At 70.5% G+C, this 16080-nt stretch carries 16 protein-coding genes and 1 tRNA gene; 8 read left to right on the plus strand and 9 right to left on the minus strand.

Going from position 1 to position 16080, the window contains the following annotated elements; translation table 11 throughout:
• Positions 1–282: 282 nt before the first annotated feature.
• Genes BM290_RS48685 through rlmB form a run of 5 tightly spaced genes read left to right on the plus strand, consistent with a single transcriptional unit; the run spans position 283 to position 5062 of the window.
• Positions 283–510: a BTAD domain-containing putative transcriptional regulator gene (locus BM290_RS48685; RefSeq protein ID WP_177319969.1), complete on the plus strand. Its 228-nt coding sequence runs from the start codon at positions 283–285 to the stop codon at positions 508–510.
• The gene (locus BM290_RS50160) at positions 441–1112 is read left to right on the plus strand and encodes a tetratricopeptide repeat protein (protein WP_239143785.1); all 672 of its coding nucleotides are present in this window, start codon (positions 441–443) and stop codon (positions 1110–1112) included. The genes BM290_RS48685 and BM290_RS50160 overlap by 70 nt, the downstream gene beginning before the upstream one ends.
• On the plus strand, positions 1102–2499 hold the full coding sequence (locus BM290_RS31055; protein ID WP_093619466.1) for a class II fumarate hydratase: 1398 nt from the start codon (positions 1102–1104) through the stop codon (positions 2497–2499). The genes BM290_RS50160 and BM290_RS31055 overlap by 11 nt, the downstream gene beginning before the upstream one ends.
• A gap of 23 nt (positions 2500–2522) precedes the next feature.
• The gene (gene cysS / locus BM290_RS31060) at positions 2523–3938 is read left to right on the plus strand and encodes a cysteine--tRNA ligase (RefSeq protein WP_093619467.1); all 1416 of its coding nucleotides are present in this window, start codon (positions 2523–2525) and stop codon (positions 3936–3938) included.
• Complete coding sequence (rlmB, locus tag BM290_RS31065) at positions 3938–5062, plus strand: 23S rRNA (guanosine(2251)-2'-O)-methyltransferase RlmB (protein WP_093619468.1); 1125 nt, start codon at positions 3938–3940, stop codon at positions 5060–5062. Before cysS ends, rlmB begins: the two co-directional genes overlap by 1 nt.
• Before the next feature lie 2 nt (positions 5063–5064).
• Here rlmB and BM290_RS31070 read toward each other — a convergent pair whose 3' ends face one another.
• The 4 genes from BM290_RS31070 to BM290_RS31085 form a co-directional block, all read right to left on the minus strand.
• Complete coding sequence (locus BM290_RS31070; RefSeq protein ID WP_093619469.1) at positions 5065–6186, minus strand: outer membrane protein assembly factor BamB family protein; 1122 nt, start codon at positions 6184–6186, stop codon at positions 5065–5067.
• A 77-nt stretch (positions 6187–6263) separates the two neighbouring features.
• Positions 6264–6701, minus strand: a complete 438-nt coding sequence (locus BM290_RS31075) for a hypothetical protein (RefSeq protein WP_143134011.1) — start codon at positions 6699–6701, stop codon at positions 6264–6266.
• 75 nt (positions 6702–6776) lie between these two features.
• Positions 6777–7178, minus strand: coding sequence for a hypothetical protein (locus tag BM290_RS48690; protein WP_093619471.1), 402 nt, complete (start codon positions 7176–7178; stop codon positions 6777–6779).
• 452 nt (positions 7179–7630) lie between these two features.
• Positions 7631–7704 (minus strand) — tRNA-Thr (locus tag BM290_RS31085).
• Positions 7705–7841: 137 nt separating this feature from the next.
• On the opposite strand from BM290_RS31085, the gene BM290_RS31090 reads away from it, so the two are divergent.
• Positions 7842–8930, plus strand: a complete 1089-nt coding sequence (locus BM290_RS31090; protein WP_093619472.1) for an ABC transporter ATP-binding protein — start codon at positions 7842–7844, stop codon at positions 8928–8930.
• Positions 8931–8978: 48 nt separating this feature from the next.
• Here BM290_RS31090 and BM290_RS31095 read toward each other — a convergent pair whose 3' ends face one another.
• Positions 8979–10559 (minus strand): outer membrane protein assembly factor BamB family protein, encoded by a 1581-nt coding sequence (locus BM290_RS31095; RefSeq protein ID WP_239143813.1) that lies wholly within the window; start codon positions 10557–10559, stop codon positions 8979–8981.
• Positions 10560–10675: 116 nt separating this feature from the next.
• On the opposite strand from BM290_RS31095, the gene BM290_RS31100 reads away from it, so the two are divergent.
• Positions 10676–11095 (plus strand): GNAT family N-acetyltransferase, encoded by a 420-nt coding sequence (locus BM290_RS31100; RefSeq protein WP_093619474.1) that lies wholly within the window; start codon positions 10676–10678, stop codon positions 11093–11095.
• A 169-nt stretch (positions 11096–11264) separates the two neighbouring features.
• On the opposite strand, the gene BM290_RS31105 is transcribed toward BM290_RS31100, so the two are convergent.
• The 3 genes from BM290_RS31105 to BM290_RS31115 form a co-directional block, all read right to left on the minus strand.
• Entirely contained in the window at positions 11265–11870 is a 606-nt protein-coding gene (locus BM290_RS31105) for a hypothetical protein (protein ID WP_093619475.1), read from the minus strand.
• 90 nt (positions 11871–11960) lie between these two features.
• A complete protein-coding gene (locus BM290_RS31110; RefSeq protein ID WP_093619476.1) occupies positions 11961–12419 on the minus strand; it encodes an MSMEG_6728 family protein in 459 nt (152 codons plus the stop codon).
• A 25-nt stretch (positions 12420–12444) separates the two neighbouring features.
• Positions 12445–12954, minus strand: a complete 510-nt coding sequence (locus tag BM290_RS31115) for a hypothetical protein (RefSeq protein WP_093619477.1) — start codon at positions 12952–12954, stop codon at positions 12445–12447.
• A 148-nt stretch (positions 12955–13102) separates the two neighbouring features.
• Here BM290_RS31115 and BM290_RS31120 point away from each other — a divergent pair, with 148 nt between their 5' ends.
• Positions 13103–14863, plus strand: coding sequence for an NAD-binding protein (locus BM290_RS31120; protein WP_239143786.1), 1761 nt, complete (start codon positions 13103–13105; stop codon positions 14861–14863).
• On the opposite strand, the gene BM290_RS31125 is transcribed toward BM290_RS31120, so the two are convergent.
• Positions 14846–16063: a DUF4032 domain-containing protein gene (locus BM290_RS31125; RefSeq protein ID WP_093619478.1), complete on the minus strand. Its 1218-nt coding sequence runs from the start codon at positions 16061–16063 to the stop codon at positions 14846–14848. The genes BM290_RS31120 and BM290_RS31125 overlap by 18 nt on opposite strands.
• Positions 16064–16080: the final 17 nt, after the last annotated feature.

Consider the following 16080-nt stretch of genomic DNA (forward strand, 5'->3'; position numbering starts at 1 on the left):
ACGGTACGTAACGAAGCCAGCGTCGTCCAACTCTGAGTGATCACTGAAGTACGAACAGCCCGTTGCGGCTGGGCCGCCTCGCCACTCTCTGGGGGCGCTCCGGGAAGCATCGCGGCGAGACGGCGCTGGGGAGAAGGGTGCCGTAGGCCGCTGTCGATTCACTGTCGATCCGCTCTTGAGGCTCTCGGTACGCTTCGGGCGCGAGCGCACAGGACGGGGATGGCTACTTTGCGCTACCACATACTATGAACACTCTCCGTAACGATAGAAGGACGTTTGGTAGTGGCGACGGCTGGGCGTGATCGGATCGTGCTGGCGACGGCCGGCGGGACGGAGGCCGCGCGGGCGGCGTACCGGGAGGCTCTCGACCTGTGGCGCGGTCCGGCGTGCGCGGAGATCGACGCGCCGGCCGAGTTCCGCCAGGCCCGCGACGTGCTGCGGTGGTGGCCGTCCTGGACGGGATGGCCGGTAGCGGCAAGACGACCCTGGCGCTGCACGTCGCGACGCTGATCGGCGACCGGTTGCCGGACGGGCACCTCTTCGTCGACCTGCAGGGTCGACCACCCCGGGCAGCCTGGCCCTGGTCACCGGCCGGCGGCGGCTCGCCGGGCTGGACGGCATCCAGCTGGAGTCGCTGCCGGTGCTCGCGCACGACGAGGCGATGGCGATGCGGACGTCCTCGGTCGGCCTGCTCGGTACGCTCGCCGAGGTGCTGGGCCTGCTCGGCCCTGCACAACGATCGGGCGCGGCTGTTCCGGGACGCCGGGAGGTACGCCGACGCCTGTGCCGAGCACCACCGGGCGCTGGACATCGCGGTGCGGATGCGCGACACCCGGCACGAGTCCGAGTTCGGCCACGGCCTGGCCACCACGCTGCGCCGGGCCGGGGACGTGGCGGGCGCCCGGGAGAGGTACGAACGCTCGCTCCGGCCGGCCACGGCGGGGCGGATGGCGTACTCCATCGCTCGTGCTCTGACCGGTCTCGCCGCCTGCCTGGAGCCGGATGATCCGGAGGCGGTGAGCCTCCGGGCGCGAGCCGCGGCGCTGTTCCGGGAGATCGGGATCTCAAGCGGTCCGGCGGACGTCGAGAGAGGATGGTCCGGTGACGACTGACGAGAGTGGTTTCCGGATCGAACGCGACACGATGGGTGAGGTGCGGGTGCCGGCCGCCGCGCTGTGGCGGGCGCAGACGCAGCGCGCGGTGGAGAATTTCCCGGTCTCCGGCCGTGGCCTGGAGCCGTCCCACATCCGGGCGCTGGCCCGGATCAAGGGGGCCGCCGCCAGGGCGAACGCGAGTCTCGGCGTGCTGGAGAAGGATCTGGCCGAATCGATCGCGACGGCTGCCGCGCACGTGGCCGACGGTGGCTACGACGACCAGTTCCCGGTCGACGTCTTCCAGACCGGTTCGGGCACCTCGTCGAACATGAACGCCAACGAGGTCATCGCCACCCTCGCGAGCCGTGACCTGGGCCGTCCGGTCCACCCGAACGATCACGTCAACGCCTCCCAGTCGTCGAACGACGTCTTCCCGTCCTCGATCCATCTGGCCGCCACCGAGGCGATCAGCGCCGACCTGATCCCGGCGCTCGGCCACCTGGCGGTGGCGCTGAGCGCGAAGGCCGAGGCCTTCAAGACCGTCGTCAAGAGCGGCCGCACGCATCTCATGGACGCCACTCCGGTCACTCTGGGCCAGGAGTTCTCGGGGTACGCACGGCAGGTCACCAACGGCGTCGAGCGCCTCCGCGACACCCTGCCCCGGCTCGGTGAGCTGCCGCTCGGCGGCACCGCGGTCGGCACCGGGGTGAACACGCCGCCCGGGTTCGCCCCGGCGGTGATCCGCCTGCTGGCCGAGGAGACCGGCCTGCCGCTGACCGAGGCCCGCGACCACTTCGAGGCGCAGGGCGCGCGGGACGCGCTGGTCGAGGCGTCCGGCCAGCTCCGGGTGATCGCCGCCGGCCTCTACAAGATCGCCAACGACATCCGCTGGATGGGCTCGGGCCCGCGGGCGGGTCTGCGCGAGCTGCGCCTGCCCGACCTGCAGCCCGGCTCGTCGATCATGCCCGGCAAGGTGAACCCGGTGGTGCCCGAGGCGGTCCGCCAGGTCGCCGCCCAGGTCATCGGCAATGACGCGACGGTGGCCTTCGCCGGCACCCAGGGCGACTTCGAGCTCAATGTGATGCTGCCGGTGATGGCCCGCAACGTGCTGGAGTCGATCCGGCTGCTGGCCGCCGTGGCCCGGCTCTTCGCCGACCGCTGCGTCGACGGGCTGGAGGCGGACGAGGAGGTCACCCGGGCCTACGCGGAGGGGTCGCCGTCGATCGTGACCCCGCTCAACCGCTACCTGGGTTACGACGAGGCCGCCAAGATCGCTAAGCAGGCGCTGGCCACCGGGCGGACGATCCGTGAGGTGGTGATCGAGCGCGGGCACGTGGAAAGCGGCACGCTGACCGAGGCTCAGCTCGACGAGGCGCTCGACGTGCTCCGGATGACACGTCCCTGAAGTCAGGCCGGTACCCTTGTACGGTGACTCTACGCCTGTATGACACCGCGACCCGATCGGTCCGGGACTTCGTCCCGATGACTCCCGGTCAGGTGGGGATCTACCTGTGTGGTGTCACCGTGCAGTCCTCTCCGCATATCGGTCACCTTCGCTCCGCCGTCAACTACGACGTGCTGCGCCGCTGGCTCCTGCATGAGGGGCTGGAGGTGAATTTTGTCCGCAATGTCACTGATATCGACGACAAGATCCTGCAGAAGTCGCTGGAGTCCGCGAAGCCGTGGTGGGCGATCGCCTACGAGAACCGTCTTCACCTGGATCGTGACTACGCCGCGCTCAACGTGCTGCCGCCCACCTACGAGCCGCTGGCCACCGGGCACATCACCGAGATGCACGACCTGATCCAGGAGCTGATCGACCGCGGGCACGCCTACCCCGCCGGCGGCGACTGCGCCGATGTCTACTTCGACGTGTTGTCGTATGGGGAGTACGGCGCGCTCTCCGGTCAGAAGCCGGAGGACATGCGCGACGCCGGCGACGCCCCGGTGCGCGACAAGCGCGACCACCGCGACTTCGCCCTGTGGAAGGGTGTGAAGGCGGACGAGCCCCGCGACGCGTACTGGCCCTCACCGTGGGGCAGGGGCCGTCCCGGCTGGCACATCGAGTGCTCGGCGATGGCCCGGCGCTACCTCGGCGACGAGTTCGACATCCACGGCGGCGGCCTCGACCTGACGTTCCCGCACCACGAGAACGAGATGGCCCAGTCCAAGGCGGCCGGTCTCGGGTTCTCCCGCTTCTGGGTGCACCACGCCCTGCTCAACCTGGGCGACTCCAAGATGAGCAAGTCGCTGGGCAACGTGATCGACCTGGCGTCGCTGGTCGGGTCCGGGATCCGTCCGGTCGAGCTGCGCTACTACCTGGGCAGCCCGCACTACCGGTCCCGGATCGACTACTCCGACGAGGCGCTGCGGGAGGCCGCTGTCGCGTACCGGCGGATCGAGGGCTTCGTGCAGCGGGCCGCCGAGGTTGTCGGCCCCGGCCGGCCCAAGCAGGTGCCGCCGGCTTTCGCCGACGCGATGAACGACGACCTGAACACGTCGGCGGCGCTGGCGATCGTGCACGACACCGTGCGCGAGGGCAACACCGCGCTGGCCGCCGGCGACGAGGCCGGCATCCGGGGCGCGCTCACCGCGGTCCGGGCCATGCTCGGTGTCCTCGGCCTCGACCCGTTCGACGCGAAGTGGGACGGCGGCGAGGGTGGCAACGATCTGAAGCCGGTGGTCGACTCGCTCGTCGCCCTGGCATTGGAACAGCGGGCCCAGGCCCGCGCACGTAAGGACTGGGCGGCCGCCGATTCGGTGCGCGACCAGCTCAAGAACGCGGGTATTCAGGTGGAGGACACTCCGGCCGGGCCGCGATGGACGGTAGGAGAACAGCACTGATGGCGGGCAACTCGTTCAACGCCAGCAAACGCACCACCTCGAAGAAGGGCGCGCCGGTCGGCTCGGGCGGTAAGAACCGCTCCGGGCTCAAGGGCCGCGGGAAGACCCTGCCGGCCGACGAGCGCCCCTGGCACAAGGGCTACTCCGGCACCGAGAAGCTGCCCGAGAAGACCGCGCGCAAGCAGGAGAAGGAACGCCGGGCCGCGGCCGCCGAGGGCCGCGCGCCCAAGGTCGGCATCCCCGGCACCAAGGACACCACCTGGGGTCGCGGCGGTGGCCGGGCCGCCGGCATCACCCGTTCGCAGTCGGCTCGCGGCGGTGTCCGTGGCGGCGGTCCGCGTGGTCCCCGGGTCGCGCCGGGCCGCCGGTCCAACCCCACCAAAGAGGGTCCCGAGCTGCTGCTCGGCCGCAACCCGGTGGTGGAGGCGCTGCGGGCGCTGGTGCCGGCCACCGCGCTCTACGTGGCGCAGGGCATCGACATCGACGACCGGGTGACCGAGATCGTCCGGACCGCCGGTGACCGGGGCATCCCGATCCTGGAGATCAGCCGCAACGAGCTGGACCGGATGACCGGCGGCGTGCTGCACCAGGGCATCGGGCTCCAGGTGCCGCCGTTCGCGTATGAGGACTTCGACGACCTGGTCAACGCCGCACTGGAGCAGACCGCTCCGCTGCTGGTCGCGCTGGACGGCATCACCGACCCGCGCAACGTGGGCGCGGTGATCCGGTCGGTGGCCGCGTTCGGCGGGCACGGCGTCTTCATGACCGAGCGCCGGGCCGCCGGGATCACCGCGACCGCCTGGCGCACCAGCGCCGGCGCGGCCGCCCGTGTCCCGGTCTCCCAGGTGGTCAACCTGACGCGGGCGATCAAGTCGGCACAGAAGGCGGGCTTCACCGCGATCGGTCTGGACGCCGACGGTGAGACCGGCCTCTACGAGCTGGAGGCCGCGGTCGGCCCGCTGATCGTGGTCGTCGGCTCCGAGGGCCGCGGTCTGTCCCGCCTGGTCGGCGAGACGTGTGACCTGCGGGTGAGCATCCCGATGGCCTCCGACGTGGAGTCGCTGAACGCCAGCGTGGCGGCAGCGGTCACGCTCGCCGAGGTGAGCCGCCGCCGCCAGAGCTGACCTCAGAAGTACGCGCGCAGGCGGTTGCCATCCGTGAGGAAGAGGCGGCCGCCTGCCACCGTCGGTGGGTAGTACTGGCTGCTCGGCATACCGCCTTTCAGCGACCGGCCGTTCGTGGCGTCGGCGATCGACAGCGCGGCGCCCATGCCGGAGCCGGTGAAGAGCAGCCCGCCGGCCCGGACCGGCTGTCCCGCGCCGTCCGGCAGGTGCACCGACCAGAGCCTGCGCCCGTTCCCGGCGTCCAGGCAGATGATGGTCCGCTGCCGTGGGACGAAGACGTGCGTGTCGTCGGCGCTCACCGACGGCGCCGGCCAGGTCGACTCCCAGGCCTTGTTGCCGTTGGCCGAGTCGATCGCGGTGAGGCCGCCGTTGTGGCGGCCGATGTAGAACCGCGAACCGTTCGGGTTGCTGCCTACGGCGTACCAATCCTCCGGGGTCTGCCAGATCGTCTCCCCGGTTGTGACATCGACCGCCCGGGACCCCTCGCCCTCGGTGCGCAGCAGGATCCGGCCCTGCGCCGAGAGCAGCCCGTCGCCGCGGGTACCGAAGAGTTTCCACAGCCGGGCGCCGGTGGCCAGCCGATGCGCGACGGTGGACGCCTCGAAGTCGGGCCGGCTGTCCACCACGACCACACCCCGGTCCACGATCATGTCCTGGGAGGGCGCGCTGAGCGGGATCTCCCAGAGCCGGGCGCCGTTGCTCGCCCGGTACGCGCCGAGGAAGCTGTGCTGGTTGTCGCAGGCGTAGGTGAGGGTCGCCAGGATGCCGTCGTCCAGGGCCATCCGGGTGATGCCACGGCGCTCCAGGGCCACGTGCCAGCGCCGGCCGCCGGTCGCCGGGTCGTACGCCCCGATCCCGCCCGGATCACTGGTGTAGAGGTTGCCGTAGCCGGCCAGCGGCTCGCGGCCCACCTCACACTCCGGGGCGCCGTGGGTGGGTATCTCCCAGCGCTGCCTGATCGAGCCGACCGTCGCCGGGGTCAGCGTCGTCTCGAACGGGTTGTAGAAGGTCTGGCCCGGGCCGTACCCGGTCTGGGTCCAGTCCGAGGCGGGCGCCGGAGCCGGTGCGGTCGGGGTGGGCAGACTGAGCGCCGCGGCGAGCGCGGTTATCAGGAAGAGGTTCACACAAGATCAACGAGCGGGGGCGGGATCGATGATGGGCCGGGCTCTCCCGCCGCTTCGGACAGCGGGAGAGCCGCTCGTCAGAAGTCGGCCGCCGGCGTGAAGACGTCGCAGTCGCGGCCCTGTTCGGCACGGGCCACCGTGTTGCCGGTGCACAGGCGAACCTCAGGCCGGCCGCCGCCCCACAGGAACTCGGAACGCGCCGCGAAGTTCGTCTTCCCCCGCCCGCAGAGACTGTTCAGGGTGCGCCACGCGATGCCGTCAGCCGGGCCGTTGTAGGCGATCTGCACGACCGCGCACCGGTTCCGGCCGTTCACGGCCAGCGTGCCGTTGACCGCGACCGGCGGCACCGGCCGCTCCGGAATGCTCATCATCCGGTCGTACGTGCCGTAGGCGCTCGCCTTTCCGGCGGCCAGAGTGAAGGTGTTGTCGGCGGCGAGAGCGGGTGCCGCGGCGAGGGCGACAGCTGTCCCGGCACCGGCCACAATGACGAGAGCGCGACTGGCGAATGAATTCATGAAATGGTCCTCAATTGTGTCGAGGGCGTGCGTCGAGAATTCAACGAGAGAACGAGATGAAAGGCGCGCGAAAGGTCAGCGCACGAGCAGCGTGTAACTCGGCACGAAGCCGGTCCGGCACCGGAACGAGACCCAGGCCCGCTGCGCCACGCCGGCCGCCCCGACCTTGCGGCACTCGGCCTGCGGGTCGGCCACCTCGTTGAAGGCGGCGGTGTAGACGACGGTCTCGGACGCCAGCGGGGTGGTACGGGCCGGATAGCTGACGATCAGGTCGTCACCGGCGAATCCCGAGCGCACCGCATAGGCGGACCAGACGCCGGAACGCAGCCCGGCCTCGCCGATGACGTCGGCGCGGCCGAAGCCGAAGGTCCCCATGAGCCCGGTGGTGTCCGGCCCCGGCGAGGCCTGCGCGGCGGCCGGAGCGAGCACGGTCGCGACGGCGGCGGCCACGACGGCGCCACGTGTGATGGAACGCATTTGTTCGGTGTCCCTTCCATGAAAGCGCGGGGATCTCCCGCGACATGACGGACGGCCGTACAGAAAGGATCGTGTCTCCCTGCAGGCATTACCGAACATACCTCAGACGGGCGGGCGGGGAAGTGCTGGGGGAATGGTTTTAAATTGTTCGCTGATTCGTTTTTTTCGACATCGAAATATCCCCGCCGGATGGGGGATGCGGTGGACGCCGGGTGGCGAAAAGGATCACGCCGCCTGTCCTGGCCCGTCACATCCGGATGTCACTGCGTACTTGAGCGGGCCGCCGCCATTCCGGATCGGCGCCGCGCTGGAGGGCGGCGGGCCCGGCAGTGGTGGATGCGTGTGCCTTACGGATGAGCCACCGGCAAGGCCATAGACGGGTGCCGGGCAGGTGACGTGCCGGCCGTGCCCTTGCGTTCTGCGGGGAGTTGCCGGAGGTCGGGCATGAAGAGAGCCCCCGGTCGGGATCGAACCGACGACCTCCCGTTTACAAGACGGGTGCTCTGGCCAGCTGAGCTACAGGGGCAGTGCGCATCAGCATAACGTCCTGTGATGCGGTCGCCATCTTGGCAGGTCGGAAAGAAACGAATACGGTGGCGGGGCTGTTCCTTCTACTCGGATCGTCCGGCACGTTCCTGCCGGTGGAAAGGAAGTCGCTTCACCATGGCTACAGTTACCTATGACAAGGCGTCCCGGATCTACCCGGGCTCCGAGCGCCCCGCGGTCAACGAGCTCAACCTCGAGATCGGCGACGTAGAGTTCCTCGTCCTGGTCGGCCCCTCCGGTTGTGGTAAGTCCACCAGCCTGCGCATGCTCGCCGGCCTGGAGGACGTGGACCGCGGCCGCATCCTGATCAACGAGAAGGACGTCACGCACCTCCCGCCGAAGTCGCGGGACATCGCGATGGTCTTCCAGAACTACGCTCTCTACCCGCACATGACGGTGTACGAGAACATGGCGTTCGCCCTGAAGCTGCGCAAGACCCCGAAGTCGGAGATCGACCGCGCCGTCAAGGAGGCCGCGGCCCTGCTCCAGCTCGAGGAGTACCTGTCGCGTAAGCCGAAGGCGCTCTCCGGTGGTCAGCGTCAGCGTGTCGCCATGGGCCGCGCGATCGTGCGTCAGCCGCAGGTGTTCCTCATGGACGAGCCGCTGTCGAACCTCGACGCCAAGCTCCGTGTGCAGACCCGTTCGCAGATCGCCTCGCTGCAGGCCAAGCTCGGCGTCACCACCGTCTACGTCACCCACGACCAGGTCGAGGCCATGACCATGGGTCACCGGGTCGCGGTCATGCTGGACGGCGTGCTGCAGCAGGTGGACACCCCGCGGGCGCTCTACGACACCCCCGGCAACGTCTTCGTCGCGGGCTTCATGGGCTCCCCGGCCATGAACATCAAGACCGTGCCGCTGAACGAGACCGGCGCCCACTTCGGCGCGCTGAACATCCCGCTCACCCGTGAGCAGGTGGCCGCGGCCCGCGAGGGTGGCGACGGCAAGGTGACCGTCGGCTTCCGCCCGGAGGCTGCCGACGTCGTCGGCGAGTCGGCCGACGCTCTGCCGATCGTCGTGGACCTGGTCGAGGACCTCGGCTCGGACGCCAACGTGTACGGCCACGCCGACCTGCCGGGTGGCTCGGAGCGGTTCGTGGTCCGGACCGAGCGCCGTAACATGCCGCACATGGGCGAGACGGTCTACATCCGTCCGCAGACCACCGCGCTGCACGTCTTCAACGCGGGCTCCGGCATCCGCATCTGAAGCTGATCGGTCACTGAACAGGCCTCCCTCGCGATGAGGGGGGCCTTTTCAGTCCGCGAACGAGTGGAGAACGTAGCCTTTCTCGTTCGCACAGGCGATCGTCGACGTGTTCCACGAACACGTCCCGGAGCGCACCTCGGCCAGCACGCCGAGATTCACCGACTCCTCGCCGAGGTGCGTGCCGGACAGCTCGCGATCATCGACCGAGCTGGTCAGGCCACCGGAGAAGGTCAGCACGTTACGCGCGTCCAGCCGGACCGTGACACCGAGCCGATACCACGCCTCCTTGCCGCCGACGAGCAGCGTGGTGCCCTCGTCGCCGACCGCCAGCAGGCCGTTGCTGCCGACCGCCACCAGCTCCTCCACCCCGGCGACGGGCTTGTCCCACGCGCCTTCGCCGCCGGCCGCCCGGACCACGTCGGCCTTCCCGTCGTACCCGGTGGACACCACGAAACAGACCAGCTTGCCGCACGGGGTCAGCTGGTCGACGTCCTCCGAGTCGCCGGCCGTGTACAGGGTGACCGGCTGGGTCTCCGCGAATCGGGCCAGGTCGTACTGGAAGACGCGCTTGGTGGTGCCGGGCTCCACCACGTACAGCCGGCCGTCGTGGGCCGCGACCTTGTCGCCGGTGGAGGCGACCTCGGCGCGTTTCTGCAGCACGTCACCGGTGTGCACGTCGCGGACCGTGACCGTGCGGTCGGAGTCGATCTGCACGAAGCGTTGCTTGTCGCCGCCGGCCGGGGTGAACGGCCGCCCGGTGGCGCCGGCCGGCCCGGTCAGGTCATCGATGCCGGTGACCAGTTGCACGGAGGTGGCGTCGGGGTCGTCCACCGACCACTCGACCGTGCCGTCGGACATGCCGAGGCCGGTCAGCTTCTTCGCCTCCCGGTCCACCCACAGCACGGTGTCGGCGGCGAGGTGGATCTCGTCGGAGGAGCCGAGCTGCTTGTCCCAGACCAGCCGGCCGTCCTCGCTGCTCAACGCCACGACACGGCTCCTGCTGGTGGTGGGGTCGACCCCGGAGACGAGGACCAGGACCTTCTCCCGGGCGTACATCGCCTTCCAGCTGTACGCCGTGCCCGCGTTGTCGTTCTCCCAGAGCACGTCGCCGCTCCCGGTCTCGGCGGCCAGCGTGTGCAGGGTGCCCGTGTCGGTGACGCCGGCGAAGAACGCGCGCTCCCCGTACACCTCCGTGTCCATGAATGTCGAAGTGAACGGGATCTTCGGCGTGATCTGCTTCACCTCGCGCAGCGCGTGGTAGTCGAGCGCCGGGAATTTCGGCCAGAGCAGGAAGGCCGCGGCGGCGGTCGCGATCACCGTCACGCCCGCGACCGCCCCGCCGATGATCAGCGCGAGCCGGCGGCGGGATCGTTTCTCGACGGTCGGCTCGGTGGCGCCCGGGACGGTCCAGGTGCCCTGCGGATCCGGGTGCGGCTGGTAGCCACCGGGCTGCCCGCCGGCGGCGATCGCGGCGGCCTCGGCGGTGGCCCACGGGTCGACCGGCTCGGCGTAGACGGGCCCCTCCGGCACGGTCGCGGGCGTCGGTGTCGGCGTGGCCGCCTCGGAGACGCCCGGCGAGAAGCGTGGCTGCGTCTCGTCCCCCTGACCCGCCATGTCGCCGCCCCTCATCCGCCGCACCGGCCGATGGTACCGAGCGGGACCTCGGCGATCAGTCCTGCGATCGACCGGCCGGCGGTCGGCAAACGAATGCTGAGTCGTGATTCATCCGTGGCTATCGTGGCGTCATGCGCATCGAACGAGTCACCGTCGAGGCCGACGTCCATCGCGCGGCCGATCTCTTCGACGCGCCGCCCATCGACTCGGTGACCCGCCGGTTCCTCAGCGACCCGACCCACCATCTGCTGCTCGCCTACGACGACGCGGACCGCCCGGTCGGCATGATCACCGGCGTCGAGACGACCCATCCGGACAAGGGCACCGAGATGCTGATCTACGAGCTCGGCGTCGCCCCGGTCGCGCGGCTGCAGGGCGTCGGCACGGCGCTGGTCGACGCGCTGGCCGCGATCGCCCGCAAGAACGGTTGCTACGGCATGTGGGTGGCCGCCGAGTCCGACAACAAGGCCGCCCTGGCCACCTACCGCCGGGCGGGCGCCGACGAGGAGATGACCTTCACGCTTCTCAGCTGGGACCTGACCAAAGACTGAGACCCGGATCTGGTACGGGCCACACCCCTCGCAACCGCACCCACCCCGTCCCGGGGCTCCCCCGCGACGCAGGCGGCCCGTCCCGCCCGGCAGCGCGCCCGCCGGGCCGAAGCGGTCCGTCCCGGCTTTGCGGTCCGCGCTCCGGCCGAGGATGCCCCGGAGCGGTCCCTCACCGTGTCGCTGCCGCCGAGCGCCGGCGGCCGGGCCAGACGGCGGCGGCACACAGGGCGGCCACCACCGCCACGGTCGGCAGGATCATGGCCCGGGGGTCGCCCTCCAGGTCCTCCGCACGCTGCTCCGGCAGGCGCGGATCGGTCAGCCCCTTCCGGTCCTGCACGACCACCACCTCGTCCCCGATCGCCCCCGCACCGTCGCCGGGCCAGTCGTCGAGCCGGCCGGGAATCGGCACACCACCGACGGCCAGGTCGTACGAGGGTGGGTTGCCGCTCCCGTCGTACACCGAGACCACGGTGGCACGCAGTTCCTGAGCACGACCGCCGTCCAGCAGCCAGAGCGGCACCGACATCGCCACGATGATCATCAGGAAGACGGTGACGGACCCGGCCGCCACCAGCGGAACCATCCGCGGCCGTCGCGTCGACTCGATCGCGATGAGCCGAACCACCATGATCATCCCGAACACGATCAGCGTCCCCGGGATCGCATCGACATCGGCCCGGACCCAGGTGGTGGCCACCGGCACGACCATGGCGGTGAAAGCCAGCATGGCCAGCAGATAGACCGGCGCAATCGCAAGATCGGACCGCGGTCGCATGCGACAAAGCTACCGACGACCCGCAAGCCCATCGATGCCCGCCCGAGGTCCCCGGCCGGCCCTGGAGCTGCGTCACGCCACACCGGGGGATCAGGCGGGGCGGTCGGAGCGGGGCCAGACGTAGGGGAGGTCGTCGGGGACCTCGGGGGTGAAGAGGGGGCGGTAGAAGGCCGGATCCTTGCGGATCAAGGCGGACTGGTGGCTCTCGTGCAGGGCCGGGTCTCCGAGCCACGGTGGCAGGTCGCCGGCTGCGGCCAGGGCGGCCTGGTCTCGTACCGCCGGGAGGCCGAGATCGGCGACCAACGTCGCCGCGCAGGTGTCCGCATTGCCGGCGGCGACCCAGACCTCGCACATGTCGAGTCCGTAGCGGACCAGGCCCTCCGCGTAGCCGTGCCACATCTTGACCGCGGGGTGATGGCGCCAGCCGTACCCCGGTTGGATCAGCCCTCGGAGCACCTGGATCGTCTCTACCCGCTGCTTGCCGAGCCGTTTCTGATCGAGGACCCGCGCGCTGTCCAGAAAGCCGGGGAACGGCAGGAAGGTCTGCATTCCTCGATTGTCCGTGGAGGTGTGGTCACTTCTTCCACTTCTCGCGGTTCACGTATCCGTCGACCGGCTCTTCGAGCAGGCGGGGGTCGTCGAGGATGCGCAGCGGCTTCGGCATGGCGGCGAAGGCCGGCCGGGGCGTGGGCCGGGCCGATGCGGTGGGCGAGGCGAGGAGGTCGGCGGGAGGCGGGGCGGAGACCGCGCCGATGCCGGCCGTCGGGGTGACGGTCGGAGCCGATGCCGGGACGGCGGGGAGCCCGGCGACGTTCGGGACACCGGGAAGGACGGGGAGTGCGGGGACGTCGGGAAGCTCGGCGAGCGCCGGGGCGCCCGGGTCTGTCGCGGAGCCGCGGCCGGCCGGAGCGTCAAGGGCGCCGTCGTCCGGCATGACCCGGGTGGGCGTCCCGCCGGGCGGCATACCCGCGAGGGCGGGCCCCTGGCGAAGGGCCGCCACCGGCAGCGCGCCGGCATCGGGAAGTGACTCGGTGGCGGCGTCGGCCCAGGCGGGTGCAGGGCCGAGGAAGAGCACCCCGCTCACGATTGCTCCGGTGGACCACAACTTGCGCACTGATGTTCTCCCGGTCGGGCGATGGGCTCGGGAAATGCCCATCAAGTCGGACATTGCGTGTCGGATGGGGCAACGAGTGGCCCCATGAGGGGGTTCCGGCTGACTACGATTCGTGAACGTGAGTGCCGTGCCGATCGAGCAGATCCACAACCGTTTCGAGTCCGACGAGGACACCCGGCCTCACCTGGTGCTCTGTGGCGCCGATGCGCTGGTGTACACGCTGGCCGAGGAGCTGGCCAACTCCCGCCACCGGATCCGCGTCACCGTCATCACCCCGCATCGGATCCGTGGTGACGTTCCCGATCTGGCCCAGCTCGCCGACCGTGACGTGGTGTGGCTCAAGGCCGACCGGCTGGACGAGCGCACCTTCCGCGAGGCCGGTCTGACCGGATCGTCGGCGCTCGCCCTGGTCATGCCGGACGACATGGTCAACCTGCACGCCGCGCTCTGCGCCCGCGAGGTCGAGGAGAACCTGCGGGTGGTGGTGCGGATGTTCAACACCGGGCTCGGGCAGAGCGTGGTGCGGCTCTTCCCGGACTGTGCGGTGCTGTCCGATGCCGAGATGGCGGCGCCCGCGTTCGTGGCGGCGTCACTGGGTGAGGTCGCTCCGACTCATTTCCGGCGCGCCGGCCGTACGCTCTATGTCGCGCACCGGGGAGACGTACCGGAGAGATCCGTTGTTCTGACCCTGACCAGCGCGAACGGTGAGGGTGAGGTGAGCGTCCTGCCGGTCGAGCCGGAGCGTGCCGCGACGCGGCCGGCCGATCTGGTGCTGGCCGAGGCCGTCGGCCGTCCGGCCGGGGAGGATGTGACCCGCCGGCTGCTGAGCCGGGCCGGGCGCCGCCGGAGGCCGGGCCGGGCGATCGGCAACGCGTTGCGCGCCGCGCTCAGCCGCAAACTCGGCATCGCCGTGCTGATCACGCTCGGGACCACGCTGGTCGCCGGTCTGGTGCTGGCCAGGTTCGACGGGAACCCGCACGGGCTCTGGGAGTCGATCTACATGACCCTGCTGACCGCGGTCGGCGCCTCCGATGTGGAGATCGGCCGCGAGCCGGTGGCGCAGGCCGCCCAGCTGGTCCTGACGATCGCCGGGCTCGCGCTGATCCCGCTGATCACCGCGGCCGTGGTGGACGGCATGGTCAACGCGCGCCTGGCGCTGAGCCAGGGCCGGATCGCCGGCGAGATGAGCGACCACATCGTGCTGGTCGGTCTCGGCAACGTCGGCACCCAGGTGTTGCGGCAGCTCACCGACCTGGGCGTGCGGGTGGTGGCGATCGACCGGGCGGCCGACGCCCGTGGGGTGAAGTCCGCCCAGCGCCGTGGCGTGCCGGTGATCGTGGGGGACGCTTCCGCCGAGGCCACCCTGCGGGCCGCCTCGATCGACACGTGCCGGGCGCTCGTCGTGCTCTCCACCGACGACACCGTCAACCTGCAGGCGGCGCTGCAGTCCCGGCTGGCCCGGCCGGACCTGCGGGTGGTGTTGCGGCTCTTCGACGACGACTTCGCGCAGCGCGTCGAGTCGGCCTTCCAGATCAACACCTCACGCAGCGTCTCGCGGATCTGTGCGCCGGTCTTCGCGGCCGCCCTGCTGGAACGCGACGTGCACGCCACCATCCCGGTCGACCGGCACTCGGTGCTGGTCGCCACGGTCACCGTCTCGGCGCTGTCCCCGCTGGACGGTGCGCCGCTCGACCACGCCGACCATCCGGGCGAGGCGCGGGTGCTCGGGTTGTCGTCGGCCGGGCAGCAGTGGGTGGACTGGGTGCCGGACCGGCGGCGGGTCCTCGCCGAGGGCGACCGGATCCTGGTGGTGGCCCGGCGCGGCGGGCTGCGTGCCCTGCTGGAGCTGGCCAGCCCGCCACTACAGCGTCCCGCTTAGCTCCTCGGCCTCCACGCCCAGCACGGCCTGCTCGTCCGGCTTGTTGACGAGCACGTCGGACAGGTAGCTCTGCACCGCCGGACCCATCCCGACGTCACGCCCGGCCTTCTCGGAGAGCAGCCACTTGTGCTGGATGATCTGCGAGAACACCTCCTGCGGCTCCAGCTTGCGGCGCAGGTGGGCCGGGACCGCACGGACCACCGGCTCGAAGACCTCGGTCAGCCAGCGGTGCGCGGCCTGCTGCTCGTCGGTGAGGTGGCTCTCCGCGCGATAGGCGTCGAGGTCGTTGAGCAGCTGGCGGGCCTGGTTCTCCTCGGCGTCCAGGCCGGTCAGCCGCATCAGCCGGCGGGTGTGGTAACCGGCGTCGACGACCTTGGGACGCACCAGATAGCCGCCGTCCACCGTGGACATCGACACCTCGGCGATGTCGAAGCCCATCTCGTTGAGCCGCCGGATCCGCCGCTCGATGTGGTGCCGCGCGTCCTTCGCCACCTCCTGCTCGTAGGTGACCTCGTGCCACAGCCGCTCATACCGCGCCACGATGTCGTCGACCACCGACTCCGGGTCGATCGACTCGTGCAGCAGCTCGGCGGCCTGCAGGTCCAGGCACTCGCCGAAGATGTTCAGCCGCAGGATCTCGATGTCCTCGCTACGCTGGCCCTCGGAGAGCTTCGGATACAGGTTGCCGGTCTCGGCGTCGACCAGATACGCCGCGAAGGCGCCCGCGTCGCGCCGGAACAACGTGTTCGACAGGGAGCAGTCACCCCAGGAGAAGCCGGTCAGATGCATCCGCACGATCAGCGCGGCGAGGGCGTCCAGGAGGCGGTTCATCGTGTCCGGGCGGAGCACGCGAGAGAACAGCGCACGATACGGCAGGGAGAACTGCAGATGCCGGGTGACCAGGACGGTCTCCAGCGGCTCACCGTCACGTGTCTGCCGGTCGGTGGCGATCGCGACCGCCTCCACGGCCGGGAAGTCGATCCGTTCCAGTGCGCGGAGCAGGTCGTACTCCTTCTCGGCGATCCGCTCGCGGGTCTCCTTCATGGCGTAGACGACGCCGTTGAGCTTCACGAACCGGACGATATGCCGGGAGATGCCCTGAGGCAGCGCGACCAGGTGATCCGCGGGCCACTCCTCCAACGGGATGTGCCACGGCAGATCCAGGAGGGCGGGGTCGACGACGGCTGAGGTGATGCGCACGGACCAAGTGTGCCGGT

The organism is Actinoplanes philippinensis (genome assembly GCF_900113015.1).
Classification (GTDB): Bacteria; Actinomycetota; Actinomycetes; order Mycobacteriales; family Micromonosporaceae; genus Actinoplanes; species Actinoplanes philippinensis.

Excerpts from the sequence above, each read along its gene's own strand:
- BM290_RS48690 (WP_093619471.1), bottom strand. The coding sequence starts at position 7,178 with ATGCGTTCCATCACACGTGGCGCCGTCGTGGCCGCCGCCGTCGCGACC.
- BM290_RS31100 (WP_093619474.1), top strand. The coding sequence starts at position 10,676 with ATGCGCATCGAACGAGTCACCGTCGAGGCCGACGTCCATCGCGCGGCC.
- BM290_RS31105 (WP_093619475.1), bottom strand. The coding sequence starts at position 11,870 with ATGCGACCGCGGTCCGATCTTGCGATTGCGCCGGTCTATCTGCTGGCC.
- BM290_RS31095 (WP_239143813.1), bottom strand. The coding sequence starts at position 10,559 with ATGAGGGGCGGCGACATGGCGGGTCAGGGGGACGAGACGCAGCCACGC.
- BM290_RS31090 (WP_093619472.1), top strand. The coding sequence starts at position 7,842 with ATGGCTACAGTTACCTATGACAAGGCGTCCCGGATCTACCCGGGCTCC.
- BM290_RS31075 (WP_143134011.1), bottom strand. The coding sequence starts at position 6,701 with ATGAATTCATTCGCCAGTCGCGCTCTCGTCATTGTGGCCGGTGCCGGG.
- rlmB (WP_093619468.1), top strand. The coding sequence starts at position 3,938 with ATGGCGGGCAACTCGTTCAACGCCAGCAAACGCACCACCTCGAAGAAG.
- BM290_RS31110 (WP_093619476.1), bottom strand. The coding sequence starts at position 12,419 with ATGCAGACCTTCCTGCCGTTCCCCGGCTTTCTGGACAGCGCGCGGGTC.